This window comes from Lysinibacillus sphaericus (genome assembly GCF_015844675.1).
GTDB lineage: Bacteria > Bacillota > Bacilli > Bacillales_A > Planococcaceae > Lysinibacillus > Lysinibacillus sphaericus_E.
Genome location: NZ_LDGC01000046.1, coordinates 39,282 through 59,704 on the forward strand (window position 1 = coordinate 39,282; position 20,423 = coordinate 59,704).

Genomic DNA, 20,423 nt, shown 5'->3' on the forward strand with positions numbered 1-20,423 from the left:
CAATGACGAAACGTTAAAGCCTTCTTTTTTTGTAAAAGAAGGCTTTTTGCATTTTAATTTTTATAAATAAAGGAAGAGAGGCTAGTTTTATGGGATTGCTTGAAAGGTTAAAAACGCATGTTCTTACAGCAGATGGTGCAATAGGTACAGTTTTATACGGCTATGGCTTGGAGTACTGCCATGAGGAAATGAATGTACAAAGACCGGAATTAATTGAAAAGATTCATAGAGAATATATAGCAGCTGGTGCCGATATTATTCAGACGAATACTTACGGAGCTAATGCCATAAAATTAGCCCGCTATGGTTTAGAATCTCGTGTGCAGCAGTTTAATGAAGCTGCTATAACGATTGCAAGACGAGCAGCGGCAGATGGTGGACAATTTGTCTTAGGTACTATTGGGGGAATCCGTGGTATTCGAAAAAGCGATGCAACGTTGGAGGAAATTTTAGCAACTGTTGAAGAGCAGGCAACAGTTTTACTTGCAGGAAGTCCAGATGGCCTTTTACTTGAGACCTATTATGATTTTGAAGAGTTAACAGCGACTTTAGCAATGCTACGAGCTAAAACGAAATTACCGATTATTGCTCAAGTTTCTATGCACGAACCAGGAGTTTTACAAAATGGAATGAGCTTAAATAACGCTTTACATGAACTTGAAGCGTTAGGTGCTGATCTCGTAGGTGTTAACTGTCGCTTAGGCCCTCACCATACAATACAAGCATTTGAAGGTGTAGAGCTTCCTAAGAAAGCATTTATGTCAGCGTATCCGAATGCTTCTCTTCTTGATGTAGAGGATGGCCGTGTCGTTTATGAGTCGGAGGCAGATTATTTTGGTCGAGCAGCTGTAGAGCTTCGTGACCAGGGGGTACGTTTAATTGGTGGTTGCTGTGGTACGACACCAAAGCATATTGCTGCAGCGAAAAAGTACTTAGAGGAGTTATCCCCAGTCGAAGAAAAGGTTGCAAAGCCAGAAAAAGTAGAGATTGTCCGTGAGGCTGAGCCAGCAAATTATGAACCATTACATGTAAAAGTAAAACGTGAACGCTCAGTTATAGTGGAGTTAGATACACCAAGACATTTAGAAATTGAAGGCTTTATTGCAGGTGCAAAAAAAATATATGAGGCGGGCGCAGATGTAGTCATGATGGCAGATAATTCACTCGCTTCTCCAAGGATTAGTAATGTCGCAATGGGTGCCTTACTGAAAGAAACACACGGGGTACGACCGTTAACTCATATAACATGCCGAGATCGTAATTTAATTGGACTTCAATCACATTTAATGGGATTAAATGCACTAGGTATTCACGATATTTTAGCAGTGACTGGAGATCCGACAAAGGTAGGCGATTTCCCAGGAGCAACTAGCGTTTATGATGTATCTTCTATGGAGCTAATCCAATTAATAAAACAATTAAATGAAGGTGTATCGTTCTCAGGGAAACCACTTCGGAAAAAGGCAAATTTCTCTGTAGCGGCTGCATTTAATCCTAATGTACGTGTACTAGATCGCGCTGTCTCTCGACTAGAAAAGAAAATTGAACATGGGGCAGATTATTTTATTTCACAGCCTGTTTATACAAAGGAAAAAATCGTGGAAATTTACGAGGCGACAAAGCATTTAGAAACACCAATCTATATAGGCATTATGCCAGTAACGAGCTATAAAAGTGCGGAATTTTTACATCATGAAGTGCCAGGTATCAAACTATCCGAGGATGTGTTAGCCCGTATGAAGGCATGTGACGATGATAAAGAACGCGCAACACTAGAAGGGATTGCAATTGCCAAGGAATTAGTAGAAGTAGCAGCGGAATACTTCAATGGTATTTACCTCATCACACCATTTTTACGCTATGACATGACACTAGAATTGATGAAATTTATTGAGCAATTGGATGAACAGAAAAAAGGGGTAAGTATAAATGGCTAAGCACTTGATCGAAGAACAACTAGAGAAACGAATTTTAATTCTTGATGGCGCAATGGGTACAATGCTACAAAATGAAAATTTATCAGCAGAGGATTTTGGTGGCGAGGAATATGATGGCTGTAATGAAAATCTCGTGCTAACTAGACCAGATGTGCTTGAAAAAGTTCATAGAAAATATTTAGAAGCTGGAGCAGATATTATTTGTACAAATACATTTGGAAGTACACCACTTGTATTAAATGAATATGATCTTGGTGCGAAGGCAGAAGAAATCAATACACGTGCTGTGGAAATTGCACGCAAAGTAGTAGATGAGTTTTCTACATCCGACTGGCCACGTTTTGTAGCGGGGGCTATGGGACCAACTACAAAAACCTTGTCAGTTACAGGTGGTATTACATTTGATGAGTTAGAGGAAAACTTCTATGTTCAGGCCAAGGCATTAATCGAAGCTGGAGCCGACGTTCTGTTGCTAGAAACTAGTCAGGATATGTTGAATGTTAAGGCAGGAACATTGGGGGTATCTCGTGCTTTTAAGGAAACTGAAAAAGAGCTACCTGTGATGATATCGGGAACAATTGAACCGATGGGAACAACATTGGCCGGCCAAACAATTGATGCTTTTTACATTTCCATCGAGCATATTAAGCCATTATCAGTTGGCTTAAACTGTGCAACTGGACCAGAGTTTATGACGGATCATATCCGTTCACTAGCAGAGCTTTCAACAGGCTATATTAGCTGTTACCCGAATGCAGGCTTACCTGATGAGGAAGGCTGCTACCACGAGTCACCTGAATCGCTGTCACAAAAGCTTAAAGGCTTTGCAGAAAAGGGGTGGCTAAATATTGTCGGAGGCTGCTGTGGTACAACTCCAGCACATATTGCTGCTATTCGAGAAGTGCTAAAGGACCAAAGACCTCGTCAATTACCAGATGTCACACATGGTCATGTAGTTTCTGGTATTGAGCCATTGGTGTATGACGATTCTATGCGTCCGTTATTTATTGGAGAACGGACAAATGTAATCGGTTCTCGTAAGTTTAAAAATTTAATTATTGATGGCAAGTTTGAGGAAGCTGCAGAAATCGCGCGTGCCCAGGTGAAAAATGGAGCACATGTTATCGATATTTGTTTAGCAAACCCTGACCGCGATGAACTAGAAGATATGCGTGGCTTTATGCAGGAGGTTGTAAAAAAAGTAAAAGTACCGCTTGTAATTGACTCGACAGATGAAAAAGTAATTGAGGAAGCACTTAAGTTTTCTCAAGGGAAAGCCATTATTAACTCTATAAACCTAGAGGATGGCGAGGAGCGCTTTGACGCAGTTTTACCGCTAGTGAAAAAATATGGTGCCTCTTTAGTAGTGGGGACAATTGATGAAAAAGGTATGGCGGTTGATCGACAGCGCAAGCTTGAGATTGCTGAACGTTCTTATAAATTGTTAACAGAAAAGTGGGGTATTGCTCCTGAAGATATTATCTTTGACCCATTAATGTTCCCAGTAGGAACGGGAGATGAGCAGTATATTGGGTCAGCACTTGAAACGGTAGAAGGAATTCGCCTGATTAAAGAAAAAATGCCACGTACATTAACGGTACTTGGTGTAAGTAATATTTCGTTCGGATTACCACCAGTAGGTCGTGAAGTATTAAATGCCGTATATTTATATCACTGTACTCAGGCTGGATTAGATTATGCAATTGTGAATACGGAGAAGCTAGAACGTTATGCATCCATTCCAGAGGAGGAAATTAAGCTAGCCAATGATTTACTCTTCCATACAAATGATGAAACATTAGCTGTTTTTACGGATTTCTATCGTGATAAAAAGAAGGAAAAAACAGAGGAAGATATTCCGAAAACAGTAGAAGGTCGCTTAGCTTACTATATTTTAGAAGGTACAAAGGAAGGGCTTATTGAGGATCTAGAGGCTGCTCGTGAAATTTTTGAAACACCGCTTGATATTATTAATGGACCATTAATGGACGGAATGGCAGAGGTTGGTCGTTTATTTAACGATAATCAGCTCATCGTAGCAGAGGTATTACAATCAGCAGGAGTTATGAAGGCAGCAGTGGCACATTTAGAGCAATTCATGGAGAAAAATGAAGAGAGTGCTGGCAAGGGAAAAATGGTACTTGCTACTGTAAAAGGCGATGTACATGATATTGGGAAAAACCTTGTCGATATTATTTTAAGTAATAATGGCTATAAGGTAATTGATCTTGGCATTAAAGTAACACCTGCCCAGTTAATAGAAACGATTCGTAAGGAGAAGCCGGATTTCATCGGGCTTTCAGGCTTACTTGTAAAATCAGCACAGCAAATGGTTATTACAGCTCAAGATTTTAAGGAAGCAGGTATTGATGTTCCTATTTTAGTAGGGGGAGCAGCATTATCTCGTCGCTTTACTGAAACAAAAATCGCTGGCGAATATGATGGTCCTGTCATTTATTCAAAGGACGCGATGCAAGGATTAGAGCAAGTAAATCGGTTAATGGGGACAGATACTCGTGCTGATTTCTTAGTTGAAATTGAGGAATCTCGCAAAAAACGCCTAGAGGCAGACGAAAAAAGAGCGGCCCGCCCGGCTAAAGAAGTAACTGTTAAGCCTGTACGCACGGTAAAGGGAGCTTCTGTCTTTCTTCCGGCTGATTTGCGACGCCATGTAAAAAGAGATTATGCTGTTTCGCATTTATATCCATATGTTAATATGCGGACATTACTTGGACATCACCTAGGCTTAAAAGGTCAAGTACAGCAGTTGCTTGATGCCGGCGATGCAAGGGCAACTGAGTTAAAAGATTTAGTCGACGATTATTTACAAAGGGATTTATTGAAGCCTTCGGGTGTGTATCAGTTTTTCCCTGCACAAGCCGATGGGGATGATGTAGTTGTTTATAATCCAGCAGATAGCAAAACAGAAATTGAACGATTTACCTTCCCACGTCAGCAAGTTGAACCGTTTTTATGTCTTGCAGATTTCCTGAAAACAGTTGAAAGCGGTGAAATGGACTATATTTCCTTAATGGTAGTAACAGCTGGACAAGGAGTTATGACGAAAGCTCGTCAGCTAAAAGAGGAAGGGAAATTCCTTGAAAGTCATGCATTACAATCTACAGCACTTGAGCTTGCGGAAGGCTTTGCGGAGCGTATGCACCAAGAAATTCGTGATCAATGGGGCTTCCCAGATGAGACAGATTTTACAATGCGTGATCGTTTCGCCGCAAAATATCAAGGACAGCGTTTTTCATTTGGCTATCCTGCATGTCCGAACTTAGAGGATCAAGAGAAATTGTTTGGCTTATTAAAACCAGAAGACATTGGTGTGCATTTAACGGAAGGCTTCATGATGGAGCCTGAAGCTTCTGTTTCAGCAATAGTCTTTGCACATCCAGATGCTCGGTATTTTAATGTGTAGTACTAGGAAAAGTGGTATAACTTTATGTAAAGAGGTTAAGGTTAAAGCCTCGGCATAATTGAAGTAGGGCGTGAGCATGATGATTCGATTAATGGAAGAAAAAGATTTACCTGGTGTTTTAGATATTTACAATGACATTATTTTAACGAGCAAAGCCGTTTATCGATATGAAACTCAATCGTTAGAAGAAAAAAGACGATGGTTCAAGGAGCAGCAAACAATCGGTAATCCACTGCTAGTCTTTGACGTAAATAGCACAGTAGCCGGCTTTGCAACATATAGTCAGTTCCGTTCATATACAGGCTATAAGCACACAATGGAGCACTCTGTATATGTGCATAAAGATCATTATCAAAAGGGAATAGCTATCCAATTAATGCAAGAGCTTATTCGAATTGCTAAAGAGCAAGATGTGAAAACACTCGTAGCAGGCATTGATGGTAAAAATATCGGAAGCATTAAAGTACATGAAAAACTAGGCTTCGAATATGCGGGGACAATAAAAAACGCAGGCTATAAATTTGGACAGTGGCTAGATCTAGTATTTTATCAACTGCAGTTAACTGGACCAAAAGCATAGAAAGAGTATGACATGTCATATTCTTTCTTTATAATATGTGAATCCTAGCTATACTTTTTTGTTCAGTTTGCCTACTTATACTAATGCTACATTTAAATATCACCAAAAATTGAGGATGAAATATGCATTGTAAAATATGTTGATTGGAGTGGAGGTTGGGCGACTCCTCGGGGATCAGCGATAGGGTCACGAAGACTAAAACCATCACATCCTGTGATAACGCCTTCGTGACCAACATCGTGCCGCTGCCGCTACGTTGCACTCACGCTTTCGCGCAAAAGACATCTGTTGGCCCGAGACCCTGGAGCGAGCCTTGCGAGTGAAGCGGAAGGGGAACGAAGGCTAAGAACATCACGTCCTGTGATAACGCCTTCGTGACCAACATCCTGTTGCCCCGACGCCCCCAGGAAGCTCTGCTCTGCGCGAAAGCGGAGTGTTAACGAAGCGGCAGCGGCAAAGCGCCCAGTCGGAACGGAAATCAACCCCACTTTATAGTGAGGAGCCATATTAATTTATTTTTATTCCTTTGTACACACGATAAAAGGATATGACAAATGTCATATCCTTTTTATGATGTTTGCTTCTGTTGCATGATTGTACTCTTGTTTTATGATGAGGTCATAAGAAAAAAAGGAAACGAGGGAGTAAATATAATGGCAACAGATAAAGAAAAAACAAAAAAACTGCGCCAAGACGTAGCACCATTTGCGAAATCTGATACGGCTAAAAGTATCTTTCAAATGGTTAATACGATTATACCTTTAATTGCTCTTTGGGTAGTTGGTTATATGTTAGTGGATATTTCACCATGGTTAACAGTTGGGTTAAGTGTAATTTCTGCTGGATTTGTCGTACGAACTTTTATTATTTTCCATGATTGTACACACGGTTCATTTTTCAAAAGTAAAAAAGCAAACGACTGGGTTGGTTTTGTAACTGGGGTGTTAACATCATTCCCATATGAAAAATGGAAACGTGAGCATACAATTCACCACGCAACTAGCTCGAACTTAGATAAACGTGGTATCGGTGATATTGATATGATGACAGTGGAAGAATTTTTACAAGCATCTAAAGGACAACGTTTATGGTATCGTTTTTACCGTAATCCATTCGTAATGTTTGGCTTAGGTCCACTGTTTATGGTGTTCATTTTAAACCGTCGTAATCGAAGTGATGCTAAACAGAAAGAACGTATTAACACGTATTTAACAAATGTAGTCATGGCAGGAATCTGTGCAGCCTTAATTTTCTTTATGGGATGGCAAGCATTTTTATTAGTGCATGGAGTAACATTGTTTGTGGCTGCTTCTCTTGGCATTTGGTTATTTTTTATCCAACATACGTATGAAGATTCTTATTTTGAGCATGACTCAGAGTGGGATTATGTAAAGGCTGCTGTCGAAGGTAGCTCGTATTATAAATTACCAAAGCTATTACAATGGGCTACAGGCAATATTGGTTTCCACCATGTACACCATTTAGCTCCTCGTGTACCGAACTATAATCTTGAAAAGGCGCATAATGACATACCGCCATTACACACTGCAACGACAATTACGTTACGTACAAGCTTAGAATCTTTACGCTACAAGTTGTATGATGAAGAGCAAGGTAAGTTTGTAACCTTTAAAGATGTTAATGAAATAATTAAGCGAAAAGAAAGAGGCAGTATAGCTGCTTAGTAAAATTTTTTCAGCCATCTCTTCTAAGGGATGGCTGTTTTACGTAAACATTGTACAACAGGCTCAGTAAAAATCATGTACAGGCATAAAATAAATTTTCTTGTTATAATGAGGGAAAAGTAGGAAAGAGCGTGAGATTATGTTGAGGAAATGGCAAAGTATTATCCCGAATAGTCCAATGCTCAGTATTTATTTATGGATTATTTTCTGTTTCCTACCGTTTTTCTTCATTTTTAGAAAATCATCTTATCTAGAAATATCAATTGGTATTACATTTTTAATGCTTTATTTTATTTTCTATCGATTTTCCATGAATTCAAAAAACGGTCTTGTTTATATGTGGATTAGCTTTGAAATGGTTATTAATATCGTTATGACGATATTGTATGGCTATGTGTATTTATCAATTTTCACAGCTTTCTTCATTGGAAATCTTCGTAAACCGGTTGGCTTCTATATTATATACGGTCTACATATTGGTTTTACGGTTATTTCTACAGGTGTTGGCTTTTTTGTTGAGCTACAGTTATTTTTATCACAATTACCGTTTGTTGTTTTAACAATTTTAGCGGTTGTGCTTCTCCCACTAACGATTTATTCAAAAAATAAACGCGAAAATTTAGAAGGTCAGCTTGAGACTGCTAATGAACGAATAGCTGAGTTAATTGTTTTTGAAGAACGCCAACGTATAGCTCGGGATTTGCATGATACTCTCGGTCAAAAGTTGTCGATGATAGGTTTAAAAAGTGACTTAGCTTCAAGATTAATTGAACGTGATCCACAGCAAGCTCTAACAGAGATTAAGGATATTCGTCAAACGGCGAGTATCGCATTAAAAGAAGTACGTGAATTGGTATCGGACATGCGAACGGCTAGGTTTGAGGACGAGCTTATGCGTATTGCTCAAATTTTAAAGGCTGCTGAAATGGAATTTGTATTTGATGGTGATAAAGATGCATTACAAGTTCCGCCGCTTGTAGAAAATGTATTATCCATGTGCTTAAAAGAGGCAGTCAATAATGTCGTTAAACATAGTGGTGCTACAAAATGCGAAATTGCCTTCCATCAAAATTTTAAAGAAGTATATTTAGTTGTTCGTGATAATGGGCAAGGAATCACCAAAAAACAAGCATGGAAAACAGGTAACGGATTAAAGGGAATGCGAGAACGGTTAGAGTTTATAAACGGTTCTTTTAAAATCGAAAATGAAGAGGGCACTACATTAACAGTGTCGATTCCAGTGGCGATTACGCATCAGAAGGTCAAAGAAAATCTGAAGAACATATAGAAATGAGGACTGTGACATGATACGAATTGTAATTGCTGAAGATCAGGGTATGCTATTAGGCGCACTCCGTTCATTACTAAGTATGGAGGATGATATGGAGGTCGTCGGCTTAGCAAAAAATGGTGAGGAAGCATTGGCGCTTGTTGAAGAGCATCAGCCTGATATTTGTATTATGGATATTGAAATGCCAGTAAAAACTGGATTGGATGCTGCCGAGGAACTGCATGCCACAAGTTCTAATTGTAAAGTGATTATACTAACGACATTTGCAAGGCCAGGTTATTTTGAGCGTGCAAGAAAAGCCAGTGTTCGTGGCTATTTACTAAAGGATAGTCCAATAGAAGAATTGGCCAGTGCCATTCGCACAATTATGGACGGCAAAAGAATATATGCGCCTGAACTCGTTGATTTTGTCTATGAGGATGATAGTGAAAATCCTTTAACTGACCGCGAGAGCCAGGTACTGACACTTGTTGCAGAGGGCAAGACGACAAAAGAAATTGCTGCAGAATTGTTTTTATCGGCAGGAACTGTCCGCAACTATATCTCCACTATTTTAGAAAAATTAAATGTTGGGAATCGTATTGAAGCCATCGCTCGTTTTAAGGAAAAAGGATGGAATAAGTAAGTAGCTTAAGAAACTATCATAAATATCCTTATACCTAAGAAAGTGTTTGGATTAAAAATAGACAAAAGGCATTGAATTATTTAAATTCAGTGCCTTTTGTCATATAAAAAATATATTAGCATATTGTATATTTTGACTATTAATGATAATATTTAGAAAAGCATGATCGTTTTAATGGAAAGGGTGGAAATAATTGTGGGAAAAATTATGAAAGTTACTTCAACAGCATTATTAGCAACAACATTTGTCTTTACTAGCGCATATCCTTCAGCCGTCTTTGCTGCAAGCAACGATATGGTTGATCCAGTAGTTGAAACGGAGACATCTACCCAACTACAAAGTAATATGGATCTAGCTGTTCAAGCGGCATTAGTCGGTCCTGAAATTAAAAAATTAAATGTACTAGGTCATGAATTTAATGTAAAACCAGCTTCTATTTCGAAAAAGAATGATCTAACAGTTGTGAATGGGCAGATTTCTCATCACTTAAGCTGGCGTCCAGATGATCAGTTATACTACCGTATTGATATAGAAAATGGAGAAGTAAAGCAAGTAGAGATTAAAATTGACCGTGGAGGTTGGACGAGTTTATCTGCTCCATTTCTTGCTACATTAGCACAAAAGAATGATATCCCGGTTACGCTCGAAATGATACAAGAACTTGGGCAAAAATTAGGTAGTTTTATTGATGGTAAATGGGAATATGCAGCTGAATCAATTGTTTCCACTATTGCTTTACATGTAGAATAATATAAAACTTTAATCAGTGGGGGGTTCATCCCCACTGATTATTTTTATGACACGCAGAGTTTGAAAATCCACAACTAAAGCCAGAAGCTTATTCGATTAAGCTTCTGGCTTCTTTATTGGAATCTTTATTTTTTACGTTTTGTTAAACGTCCAAGAACGAATGCACCTGCTGCTACTGCAAGGACTGTGTTCGTCTTTTTCGTAAATACTTGTTTTGTAACAAGATTAAGATTTTGAGGACGCTCCGCTAAACGGCGCATAAAGTAGCCGTACCAATCTTCGCCGAATGGTACATATACACAGAAGTTATAGCCTTCTTTTGCAAGCTCTTTTTGCAGATCTGTACGGAAGCCGTAAAGCATTTGGAATTCGAATTTATCAAGTGGAATATTATTGTCCTCTACAAAGCGTTTTACGTGTGCAATAACATTATGGTCATGTGTTGCGATGGACGTAAATTTACCATGTAGTAAATGATATTCAATTAACTCAATGAAATTTAAATCAATATCTAATTTATCTTGGAAAGCAACCTCTACAGGCTCCTTATAAGCACCTTTTACGATACGAAGACGATAGTCCTTGAATTTTTCAATATCGTCCTTTGCGCGGTAAAAATAAGATTGGATAACAGTACCCACATTATTAAACGTTTTGGAAAGCTCTTCAACCATATCGAAAGATGTTTGTAAACGATCATAGTTTTCCATGTCAAAGTTTACGAATATATCATATGCTGCTGCTTTTTCTACAATTTCATATAAGTTATCGTAGCAAAAATCAACATCAATATCTAAACCTAATTGAGATGGCTTTAACGAAATATGCGCATCGACGCTATTCTCGTGAATAGCTTCAATAACAGCAAGGATTTGTTCTTTAGCTTTTGTTGCTTCTTCTTCGGTTGAAACAAATTCTCCTAAATTATCTACTGTACAAGAGATATTATGCGCGTTTAGCTCTTTGATACTAGCAATCGTTTCTTCAATATTTGTACCAGCTACTACACTTTGTGCTCCTAATTTTAGGCCGTATTTTTTTGCAGTATTATTTAATAGTTGGTTCTCAGATAGATGGATGAAAAAATCGCGTAATAACATGGTCATTCTCCTCACTGCTGCATTTTTTTTTATTATAACATAATTTAGAAAATATATATTGTTTTTAATATAACGATTATTTCGTTTCAAGAACTTGCATGCGTTCATTAAAAAGTGCAGGATAACTTAAAAAACCAATCATTATGCTTGATAATGTCGCCGCCGTTAGCAGGGCGAAAATGATTAATAGTTGGAATTGCACCGCTTGAATAGGGTCTGCTCCACCGATTATTTGGCCACTCATCATACCTGGTAATTGAACAAGACCAATTGTTTTTTGGCTTTCAATCGTAGGAATCATACTTGCTTTTATCGCATGCATTAGCTGTCGATGAATAGCCTGTTTTGGTGTGCCGCCAAGCGATAATATTAACTCGATTTCATTCTGATGACTTGCAATTTCTGATGTAAAACGATTTAAAAATAGAACTGATAATACCATTGAATTACCAATCATCATGCCGCTAATTGGAATAATATACTGCGCTGTTGAAGGTACAATATTAAAACCAAGTAATACCCCTTGTGTAACACATTCGACGGTAATTAGAGTTACTGCAATTTTCCATGTAATGCCTTTAATGCCTTTCCCTTTTTTACGAGCATTGAGTGTTGCTGCTAAAATCATTAATGCAATCATGAGGAAAATATACATATAGCTTTGAGCATCGAAGACAAATTTTAAAATGTAACCGACGGCAAGTAATTGAATAATAGAACGAATAGTAGCAATGAGCGTATCTTTTTCAAGTCCTAGTTTTAAAGTTTTTGATAGTAGAAGTGGGATTAACACAAAAATTAACGTTAAAGAAAGCGAAGTATACGTCATTCATTCACCCCCTGTACAAATTCAGCGACACGTGGATTTTTAGGTGCGTGAAGTAAAGAGCTTTGTCCAGTTTCAATTAGTTCCCCATCCATCATGACCCATGTATAGTGGCCGATTGTTAGTGCTTGCTGTAAATTATGAGTAATCCAAATTATTGTGACATTAAACTTTTTATTGATTGTAGCAATAAGCGTCTCAATTTCTTGCACGGATTGACGGTCTAGTGCAGATGTGATTTCATCTAGCAATAAAATAGAGGATTGATTAATAAGTGTTCTAGCAATAGAAACTTTTTGTCGTTGTCCACCTGATAATTTATTCGTAGGGCGTTGTAAAAAGCTTTGGTCAAGTCCGACATCATGTAAATATTGGATCGCTTCCTGCTCTGTAAGCTTTTGTCCTTGTAACGAACGAGGAAGTGCAAGATTATCAAATACAGACCCTTCTATCATAGGGGCCGCTTGAAGAGCCATGCTCACATGTCTTCTTAAAGCGGTTGGTTCATATGTAGAAATGTTTTGATTATCAATTAATATTTGACCATCAGTAGGTGATAATAGTCCATTGCACAATTTAAGTAGAGTTGTTTTACCAGCACCGGAAGGGCCGACTAATGTAGTGATTTTTCCTTTAGGAAATGACCCAGTAATTGATTGTAAGATTGTCTTGTCATTCGCTGAAAAGCTGACCTGTTGAAAGTGAATGGCAGGCTCATATGACGTATTCATAAAGTTAAAACTCCTTTATACTAATAGGTAAAATAACTGTAGCATGAAACAAAGGGAAGCTAAAGCTATTTAACATTGGGTAATAAAGTTAAGGGGGATAGAGAATGGATATATTATATGTAGATACTTTAACATATGCACAAGGCACTATGTATATCGTTGCCTCAGAGGATGGACTAGTATATATCGGTACACCAAATGCACCATTCGAAGAGGTGGAAGTATGGGCGAAAAAGCCGTTTAAAGGCTATCGTTTTGAAGAGAATAAAGAAAAGTTACAGCAATATGTTAAGCAATTATCTGCTTATTTCAATAAGGAACTTACTGAGTTTGATTTACCGATACATGTTAAAGGGACGGCATTTCAACTAGCAGTATGGGAAGCTTTGAAGGAGCTACCATATGGTACAACTACAACATATTCAGATATTGCACACCGTATCGGCAATCCGAAAGCAGTAAGAGCTGTAGGTAGTGCAATCGGCGCTAATCCAATATTAGCGATTATTCCTTGTCATCGTGTGATTGGCAAAGATGGTAAACTAACCGGCTTCCGTAGTGGGCTTGCTATGAAAGAATTTTTACTGGAGCTAGAGAGAGTATAAAACAAGAATCTGCATAATCTTTGGGGAAACAGTTTGCCGAAGAGATTGCAGATTCTTGTTTTTTATATTAAAGAAGACGAAGTTCAATAAATACTATACATGTTCTTCTTGGACATTGTTATTTGCTTTACCGAAATGAGTTAAACGATGAGCAAATGTTTCTCCTCGCACTGCAGAGCCCTTGAAAATATCCTGAAACTCATAAGCCGGAGCACCGTGTTCAATGACATCTAGGCCAGTGACTTCATCTTCAACAGAAACTCGTAATGGCACAAATGCTTTTATAACAAGTAAACCAGCTGCTACTGAAACGCTAACCCAAGCAATGGTAGCAATAACCCCAATTGCTTGCACTCCTAATTGGTCGAAACCTCCTCCATAAAATAATCCTTGACCACCAATATCAAACAAGCCAACTGCTAGAGTACCCCAAATACCACAGATACCATGGACGGCGATTGCACCAACAGGATCATCGACTTTTAACTTCCATTCAATAAAGCGGACGCCCTCGACTAATAATGGAGCAGTGATTAATCCGATAATGAGTGAACCCACAATACTAACATTAGCTGCACCAGCGGTAATACTTACAAGTCCTGCTAAAGCACCGTTTAATGTGAGTGAGCCATCTATATGACCATATCGAAACTTCGTATAAAGGGCTGTAGCCACAACTCCAGCAGCAGCAGAGAAAAATGTATTTGCAATTACGCTTGGAACAAGTTTAGGATCTGCAGCTAATGTTGAAGCACCATTGAAGCCAAACCAACCAAACCAAAGTAAAAATACGCCTAAAGCTCCTAATGGAATACTATGTCCTGTAATAACGTTAACACGACCATTTTCATATTTACCGAGACGAGGACCGACCATTACCGCAGCAACAAATGCCGCAACTGCACCTGTTAAATGTACAACGGTAGATCCAGCGAAGTCGATAAAACCAAGATTTGTTAACCATCCATGCCCACTCCAAACCCAATGACCAACAACAGGATAAACAAGTAACGACATGAGAATAATTACGCCAATATAAGCAAAAATATTAGTACGTTCTGCCACTGCTCCAGATAAAATTGTTGCTCCAGTTGCTGCAAACATCGTTTGGAAAATAAAGAAGGAAAGATTATCTACACCATTTAAGGCAAAGCCACTTGTACCGAAGATACCGCCAACTGAATCACCAAACATAATAGCGTAACCACAGAGAAAATAGACAATGCCACCAAGTGAAATAGTTAGGAAGTTTTTCATAATAATATTGACCGCGTTTTTTGAGCGTGTAAAGCCAGCTTCAACCATCGCAAATCCTGCATGCATAAAGAAGACTAAAATTGTACCGAGCATCATCCAAACTAAATTTATAGATAATGTTATTTCATCCATATATATTGCCCCCTTATTCTACTGCAATTGATCCGACTTCTTTTGTACGGATACGAATTGCTTGTTCTATTGGATAAACAAAGATTTTACCATCTCCAACCTTGCCAGTTGCTGCCTTACGTAATAAAACTTCAACAATAGGATCTACTTTTTCATCATCAACAATCATTTCCAATTTCAACTTTGGCAAAAATTCAATTTCGTAGGTATTTCCACGAAATAACCCTGTACGTCCTAATTGACGACCGCAGCCGGCAATTTCTGAAACACTGAGCCCTGCAATTCCTTCCTGTGCAAGTCCGTCCCTGACCGAGCCGAAAACTTCGGGCCGGATGATTGCTTCTATTTTTTTCATCAATATCAGCTCCTTGAGTAAATTTAATTTACATGTTAAAACGCTATGAAAAACGGCGCAATAATTATTTGAACATTCATGTTATGTTTCATTACATGTAATATTTCGTCTTTCGTAATAGTTTGCTGAAAATGTTTTTAAAAGGGGAATGAAAGCGGTACTAAAAAGTGTGTCTAAAATGTGAACATTTCTAAATTTTCTGATTATTAACGTGAGGAAACCTAACATTAAAGTTGGAGAATGTAATACGCAAGAATTTGGATATATAGTGTATACTAGGACTAATTATCAAAGCGGAAGAAGGGGTTTCTTGTGAGATCAAACTATGCAGATGACAGCTTAGCGCTACACACCGACTTGTACCAAATCAATATGGCTGAATCGTATTGGGCTGATGGTATACATAATAGAAAAGCAGTTTTCGAACTATATTTTAGAAAATTACCTTTTGGCAATGGTTATGCAATTTTTGCGGGATTAGAGAGAATTCTTGAGTATTTACGTGATTTTCGCTTCAGTGATTCAGACATAGCGTATTTGCGTGAAGAGGTTGGTTATAAAGAGGATTTTATCGAGTATTTAAAAAATATTCGTTTTACAGGGGATATGTATTCTATGGTGGAAGGAGAAACTGTTTTCGCTAATGAACCAATTATCCGCATTGAAGCGCCGTTAGTGGAAGCGCAACTAATTGAAACCGCATTACTTAACATTGTGAATTACCAAACCTTAATTGCAACAAAGGCTAGTCGTATTAAACAAATTATAAAAAATGAAGTGGCGATGGAGTTCGGTACACGACGCGCTCAGGAGATGGACGCAGCAATTTGGGGAACGCGTGCGGCGTTTATTGGTGGTTTTGCTTCAACTAGCAATGTGCGAGCAGGTAAACTCTTTAATATACCGGTATCAGGTACACATGCACATGCACTTGTACAGGCTTATAAAAATGATTATGATGCATTTCACTCCTATGCAAAACGTCATCGTGATTGCGTATTCCTTGTAGACACTTACAATACGTTAAAATCGGGTGTGCCAACAGCGATCCAGGTGGCTAAAGAACTTGGAGACAAAATTAATTTTATTGGAATTCGATTAGACAGTGGCGATATAGCTTTCTTGTCAAAAGAAGCACGTCGTATGTTAGATGAGGCAGGCTTCCATAACGCTAAAATTATCGTATCAAATGACTTAGATGAATACACGATCTTAAACTTAAAGGCTCAAGGTGCAAAAGTTGATGTGTGGGGAATTGGTACGAAGCTCATTACCGCTTATGACCAACCTGCTTTAGGGGCTGTTTATAAAATGGTGGCGATTGAAAATAATGATGGACAATTAGAAGATACGATTAAAATATCAGCGAATACTGAAAAGGTAACGACGCCAGGTCTTAAAAATGTATATCGCATTATTGATAGAAAAAATGGCAAGGCAGAGGGAGATTACATTACGATGCACGATGAAAATCCTCAATCAGAGGAACGCATTAAAATGTTCCATCCTGTTCATACATTCGTATCAAAATTTGTTACAAACTTTGAAGCTAAAAACCTACATCAACAAGTGATTAGAAATGGCGAAATACATTATCAAAATCCTACTTTGGAAGAAATGCGCGATTACGCAGCAGATAATTTAGAACTGCTATGGGATGAATATAAACGTGCTATGAATCCTGAGGAATACCCAGTCGATTTAAGCCAAAAATGCTGGAATAATAAAATGCGTAATATTGAAGAAGTAAGTGAAATGGTCAATCGATTGTAAAGCGTAAGGAGTGAAGGACAAAATGACATTACAACAAGAAATCATAAAGGAATTACGTGTATTACCTACTGTTGATGTGCAGGAAGAGATTCGCAAATCCATTGATTTTTTAAAGGAATATGCGCGTCGCTATAGTTTTGTAAAGGGGTTTGTTCTCGGAATATCAGGTGGTCAAGACTCTACATTAACTGGAAAATTAACGCAGCTTGCGGTTGACGAATTAAATGCCGAGATGGGAGAAGCGAAGTACTCATTTTGGGCTGTTCGCTTACCATATGGTGTCCAAGCAGATGAAAAGGACTGTCAAGATGCGATTGACTATATCAAACCTACGAAAACTTTTACAGTAAACATTAAAGATGCAGTCGATGCAAGTGTTAAAGCATTAACGAATGCAGGTATTGAACTAAGCGATTTTGCAAAAGGGAATGAAAAGGCACGTGAGCGAATGAAGGTGCAATATTCTATCGCTGCTATGAATAATGCTGTTGTGCTTGGGACAGATCATGCTGCAGAGGCAATTACAGGTTTTTACACGAAATTTGGTGATGGCGGTGCAGATTTAATGCCTATCTTCCGTCTCAACAAGCGTCAGGGTAAGCAGTTGTTAGCGGCACTTGATTGCCCAGAGCACTTATATTTAAAAATACCAACTGCTGACTTAGAGGAAGATCGTCCTTCATTACCAGATGAAGTGGCGCTTGGTTTAACGTATGACCAAATTGATGATTATTTAGAGGGGAAGGCTATCCCTGAAGAAGCTCGTAAAACATTAGAAGGGCATTTTTTACGTTCACAGCATAAACGCCATATGCCAATTACAATATTCGATGATTTTTGGAAGTGATATATATTTGAGGCTTATCATCAAAAGCTGGAGATGATAGTTATTAAAGCATATACTTTGTAGATAAGTTGATTGGAGCGGAGGCTGGGCGACTCCTCGGGGATCAGCGATATAGAGGAACGAAGGCTAAAAGCATCACGTCCTGTGATAACGCCTTCGTGACCAACATCCTGCCGCTGCCGCTACGTTGCACTCACGCTTTCGCGCAAAAGACATCTGTTGGCCCGAGACCCTGCAGCAAAGCGAAGCGGCTCATCGGACGCCCCCAGGAAAGCGCCCAGCCGGAACGGAAATCAACCCACGCTATGATGATAAGTAATATTTGGGAAAAGAGTTATAAAAAAAGTGATGACCACTTTTGAAAATAGCTCTTTTCTATTTTTTTAAGCAATTTGGTTCTGTATTGTTAACTTGAAGCATATAATGTCGATATATATACCTACAAAGTTGATAAAAAGTAAAGGAGGGTAATTATTTATGAGGACTTCTAGAGTAAGTTCGACGACTAGTAGTATATTTCGTAACGAACAACAGTATTTACATGCTGGGGATTTAAGCCATAATTTCGGACAAAATCCGAAGAAACAGTTTAAAAACAGTTTGCTAAAGAATAAAGATAAAAAGCATTTAAGTAACGCTAAACAAATCCAGCAGCAACGTCCCAATAAAGTAGCGGCTAGTTTTGTGGACAATGCTTATGATTTACAAATACGTAATGAATTAAATGAAACTGCTGTTAAGCTAAGTCTGGTCAGCAAGCAAAAGAAGTTTCTCAATAGTTACCGTTCTTCTATATAACATCATAAATTCAAACTCTCTACATCATTCAGGATGTAGGGAGTTTTTTTGTATTGAAAACCCAAATGGTGTCAATTATAAATGTCAACACCAATATGTACATTTTCGCTCGTTTAAGGATGTACAAAATTACTCGTTTTCCGAGGTTAAATGATGCTTTAATCGGTATGAATCGCCTACGATTGAGACAACGCTTGCGTGATGTAAAATACGATCTAAAATCGCATTCGCTAACTTCGGTTCAGGGAAAATTTCATCCCATGATTTGAAGTTCACATTCGTTGTGAAAATCGTGCTACGTTTCTCATATCGGGCATCAATGAGCTGGAAAAACAGCTTCGCATCCTCTGGATCAATTGGTAAATAACCAATCTCATCAATGATTAGTAGTTTATATTTCGTATAATGTTTTAAACGGCTCTCTAAGCGGTTTTCTAAACGGGCTTTCTTCAGATTCTGAATTAAATCATGGCACTTTATAAAATAGGTACTTGTTCGTTTTTTAGCTGCAGTAATACCGATTGCTGTGGCCAAATGGGTCTTACCGACACCACTTGGACCAAGGAATACAATATTCTCATTTTCTTCGATAAAACGAAGACTTTGAAAATCGAGTATTTGTTGTTGATTAATACTTGGTTGAAAATCAAAATTAAAATCCTTTATTTCCTTTAAATGTGGAAATGCAGCGACTTTCACCATCGCATGAATCATATTATGCTCACGTACATCAATTTCATAGTTTGTCAATTTTATAAGTGTATCAATAAAAGAAAGTTCATTTTTAATACTAAAGTCGATGACTTCATTCAAATGGATGCCCATTTGCTTTAATTTTAAATACGCTAAGTTTTGCTGTAGTTGCTGGTAATTTGTACTCATTAATGAATTCATTTATACATTTCTCCAATCGCAGCTAAGTTCCGTTTCGCTAAATCGTTAATATCAGGGTATTCAGGCATTGCCTTTGCCATTAATTCACGATAATGCGCCTCTTGATAATTTAGTTTTGCTTCACTTATTTTGTGTTGTGCGATTAATTCCATGTTATAATAAATCCATAATTGATTATCGTACACTTGTAGCCCTACTTTTTTGCCTTGATACCCCGGTGGTACGGAGTATTGATTGGACTTGTAGGAAATCATGCTCGATGCATTGACTTTCACAAGCGTATGGTTGATTCGATAGGAATCTCTTACTCGTTCAGTTGGTAGCTGGAGTAAGTGATTCCTTTCTTTTTGCCATTCTAAAATCGGAATTTTATTCGTCCCTTGATGAATTTCATGATTAATACGATTACATAGTTTTTCAATATAGGCTTGTAACTCAACTATATTAAACTTCCCTTGATAGGCGTGGATTTCATCTAGTAATTTCATCGTTGTTTCCACTTTTCCTTTTGTACGAGGACGACCTGCTACACACGGCCTCACCTTAAATCCAAAATCTCTCGCAAATTGAGCGAACTTCGTATTTACTTTTCCTACAAAATGTTCTGTTCGTGCTTCGTCCATCACAGTTTTCATATTGTCAGTGATGAGTTCTTCTGGTACACCACCCATTTTTTCAAACGTGTCGGTTAAGAAAGAAAATAAAACTGCTTGCGATTTGGAAATACTCATATAAAAGAATCGCATACGAGAGTGGCTCAGCACTAACACAGCTACATTAATTTCCACCTGTTCACCATTACTTGTTTCATAA

The 20,423-nt window shown here is 38.1% G+C and carries 18 protein-coding genes; 11 read left to right on the forward strand and 7 right to left on the reverse strand.

Annotated elements, in window-relative coordinates; all coding sequences use genetic code 11:
* Positions 1–89: 89 nt before the first annotated feature.
* The 7 genes from ABE34_RS12495 to ABE34_RS12525 all read left to right on the forward strand — a co-directional run bounded on the left by ABE34_RS12495 (position 90) and on the right by ABE34_RS12525 (position 10,292).
* Positions 90–1,937 carry a bifunctional homocysteine S-methyltransferase/methylenetetrahydrofolate reductase gene (locus ABE34_RS12495; RefSeq protein WP_197142889.1) on the forward strand — a complete coding sequence of 616 codons (1,848 nt, stop codon included), beginning with the start codon at positions 90–92 and terminating at the stop codon, positions 1,935–1,937.
* On the forward strand, positions 1,930–5,361 hold the full coding sequence (metH, locus tag ABE34_RS12500; RefSeq protein ID WP_197142890.1) for a methionine synthase: 3,432 nt from the start codon (positions 1,930–1,932) through the stop codon (positions 5,359–5,361). Before ABE34_RS12495 ends, metH begins: the two co-directional genes overlap by 8 nt.
* A gap of 79 nt (positions 5,362–5,440) precedes the next feature.
* Positions 5,441–5,941: a GNAT family N-acetyltransferase gene (locus ABE34_RS12505; protein ID WP_197142907.1), complete on the forward strand. Its 501-nt coding sequence runs from the start codon at positions 5,441–5,443 to the stop codon at positions 5,939–5,941.
* A 653-nt stretch (positions 5,942–6,594) separates the two neighbouring features.
* Positions 6,595–7,626 carry a fatty acid desaturase gene (locus tag ABE34_RS12510; RefSeq protein WP_197142891.1) on the forward strand — a complete coding sequence of 344 codons (1,032 nt, stop codon included), beginning with the start codon at positions 6,595–6,597 and terminating at the stop codon, positions 7,624–7,626.
* A gap of 139 nt (positions 7,627–7,765) precedes the next feature.
* Complete coding sequence (locus tag ABE34_RS12515; RefSeq protein WP_430982165.1) at positions 7,766–8,914, forward strand: sensor histidine kinase; 1,149 nt, start codon at positions 7,766–7,768, stop codon at positions 8,912–8,914.
* 16 nt (positions 8,915–8,930) lie between these two features.
* A complete protein-coding gene (locus tag ABE34_RS12520; protein WP_197142892.1) occupies positions 8,931–9,542 on the forward strand; it encodes a response regulator transcription factor in 612 nt (203 codons plus the stop codon).
* A gap of 195 nt (positions 9,543–9,737) precedes the next feature.
* The gene (locus ABE34_RS12525; protein ID WP_346655557.1) at positions 9,738–10,292 is read left to right on the forward strand and encodes a methyltransferase; all 555 of its coding nucleotides are present in this window, start codon (positions 9,738–9,740) and stop codon (positions 10,290–10,292) included.
* A 125-nt stretch (positions 10,293–10,417) separates the two neighbouring features.
* Here the strand turns inward: ABE34_RS12525 and ABE34_RS12530 are convergent, their stop codons facing one another.
* The 3 genes from ABE34_RS12530 to ABE34_RS12540 form a co-directional block, all read right to left on the reverse strand.
* Positions 10,418–11,392 (reverse strand): proline dehydrogenase family protein, encoded by a 975-nt coding sequence (locus ABE34_RS12530; RefSeq protein ID WP_197142893.1) that lies wholly within the window; start codon positions 11,390–11,392, stop codon positions 10,418–10,420.
* 76 nt (positions 11,393–11,468) lie between these two features.
* Positions 11,469–12,221 carry an ABC transporter permease gene (locus tag ABE34_RS12535; RefSeq protein ID WP_197142894.1) on the reverse strand — a complete coding sequence of 251 codons (753 nt, stop codon included), beginning with the start codon at positions 12,219–12,221 and terminating at the stop codon, positions 11,469–11,471.
* Entirely contained in the window at positions 12,218–12,949 is a 732-nt protein-coding gene (locus tag ABE34_RS12540) for an ABC transporter ATP-binding protein (protein ID WP_197142895.1), read from the reverse strand. The genes ABE34_RS12535 and ABE34_RS12540 overlap by 4 nt, the downstream gene beginning before the upstream one ends.
* A gap of 104 nt (positions 12,950–13,053) precedes the next feature.
* Between ABE34_RS12540 and ABE34_RS12545 the strand changes: the two genes are divergently transcribed.
* Positions 13,054–13,554: a methylated-DNA--[protein]-cysteine S-methyltransferase gene (locus tag ABE34_RS12545; protein ID WP_197142896.1), complete on the forward strand. Its 501-nt coding sequence runs from the start codon at positions 13,054–13,056 to the stop codon at positions 13,552–13,554.
* 93 nt (positions 13,555–13,647) lie between these two features.
* On the opposite strand, the gene ABE34_RS12550 is transcribed toward ABE34_RS12545, so the two are convergent.
* Both ABE34_RS12550 and ABE34_RS12555 read right to left on the reverse strand, forming a co-directional pair.
* Positions 13,648–14,943, reverse strand: a complete 1,296-nt coding sequence (locus ABE34_RS12550) for an ammonium transporter (protein ID WP_197142897.1) — start codon at positions 14,941–14,943, stop codon at positions 13,648–13,650.
* Between the two features lie 13 nt (positions 14,944–14,956).
* Positions 14,957–15,298, reverse strand: a complete 342-nt coding sequence (locus tag ABE34_RS12555) for a P-II family nitrogen regulator (protein WP_197142910.1) — start codon at positions 15,296–15,298, stop codon at positions 14,957–14,959.
* Positions 15,299–15,610: 312 nt separating this feature from the next.
* On the opposite strand from ABE34_RS12555, the gene ABE34_RS12560 reads away from it, so the two are divergent.
* From ABE34_RS12560 to ABE34_RS12570, 3 genes are all read left to right on the forward strand, one after another.
* Entirely contained in the window at positions 15,611–17,071 is a 1,461-nt protein-coding gene (locus ABE34_RS12560) for a nicotinate phosphoribosyltransferase (protein WP_197142898.1), read from the forward strand.
* Between the two features lie 22 nt (positions 17,072–17,093).
* Positions 17,094–17,918, forward strand: a complete 825-nt coding sequence (gene nadE / locus ABE34_RS12565; protein WP_197142899.1) for an ammonia-dependent NAD(+) synthetase — start codon at positions 17,094–17,096, stop codon at positions 17,916–17,918.
* Positions 17,919–18,395: 477 nt separating this feature from the next.
* Positions 18,396–18,716, forward strand: a complete 321-nt coding sequence (locus ABE34_RS12570) for an NAD synthetase (protein WP_197142900.1) — start codon at positions 18,396–18,398, stop codon at positions 18,714–18,716.
* 129 nt (positions 18,717–18,845) lie between these two features.
* On the opposite strand, the gene istB is transcribed toward ABE34_RS12570, so the two are convergent.
* Both istB and ABE34_RS12580 read right to left on the reverse strand, forming a co-directional pair.
* Positions 18,846–19,598 (reverse strand): IS21-like element helper ATPase IstB, encoded by a 753-nt coding sequence (istB, locus tag ABE34_RS12575; RefSeq protein ID WP_197142911.1) that lies wholly within the window; start codon positions 19,596–19,598, stop codon positions 18,846–18,848.
* Between the two features lie 8 nt (positions 19,599–19,606).
* Positions 19,607–20,423 (reverse strand): Mu transposase domain-containing protein (locus ABE34_RS12580; protein WP_197142901.1); only part of this gene is annotated, 817 nt, incomplete at its 5' end.

Bases quoted from the DNA above. Each gene is read 5' to 3' on its own strand.
- ABE34_RS12495 (WP_197142889.1), top strand. From the start codon at position 90: ATGGGATTGCTTGAAAGGTTAAAAACGCATGTTCTTACAGCAGATGGT.
- metH (WP_197142890.1), top strand. From the start codon at position 1,930: ATGGCTAAGCACTTGATCGAAGAACAACTAGAGAAACGAATTTTAATT.
- ABE34_RS12515 (WP_430982165.1), top strand. From the start codon at position 7,766: ATGTTGAGGAAATGGCAAAGTATTATCCCGAATAGTCCAATGCTCAGT.
- ABE34_RS12505 (WP_197142907.1), top strand. From the start codon at position 5,441: ATGATTCGATTAATGGAAGAAAAAGATTTACCTGGTGTTTTAGATATT.
- ABE34_RS12550 (WP_197142897.1), bottom strand. From the start codon at position 14,943: ATGGATGAAATAACATTATCTATAAATTTAGTTTGGATGATGCTCGGT.
- ABE34_RS12555 (WP_197142910.1), bottom strand. From the start codon at position 15,298: ATGAAAAAAATAGAAGCAATCATCCGGCCCGAAGTTTTCGGCTCGGTC.
- istB (WP_197142911.1), bottom strand. From the start codon at position 19,598: ATGAGTACAAATTACCAGCAACTACAGCAAAACTTAGCGTATTTAAAA.
- ABE34_RS12510 (WP_197142891.1), top strand. From the start codon at position 6,595: ATGGCAACAGATAAAGAAAAAACAAAAAAACTGCGCCAAGACGTAGCA.
- nadE (WP_197142899.1), top strand. From the start codon at position 17,094: ATGACATTACAACAAGAAATCATAAAGGAATTACGTGTATTACCTACT.
- ABE34_RS12520 (WP_197142892.1), top strand. From the start codon at position 8,931: ATGATACGAATTGTAATTGCTGAAGATCAGGGTATGCTATTAGGCGCA.
- ABE34_RS12570 (WP_197142900.1), top strand. From the start codon at position 18,396: ATGAGGACTTCTAGAGTAAGTTCGACGACTAGTAGTATATTTCGTAAC.
- ABE34_RS12535 (WP_197142894.1), bottom strand. From the start codon at position 12,221: ATGACGTATACTTCGCTTTCTTTAACGTTAATTTTTGTGTTAATCCCA.
- ABE34_RS12530 (WP_197142893.1), bottom strand. From the start codon at position 11,392: ATGTTATTACGCGATTTTTTCATCCATCTATCTGAGAACCAACTATTA.
- ABE34_RS12545 (WP_197142896.1), top strand. From the start codon at position 13,054: ATGGATATATTATATGTAGATACTTTAACATATGCACAAGGCACTATG.
- ABE34_RS12540 (WP_197142895.1), bottom strand. From the start codon at position 12,949: ATGAATACGTCATATGAGCCTGCCATTCACTTTCAACAGGTCAGCTTT.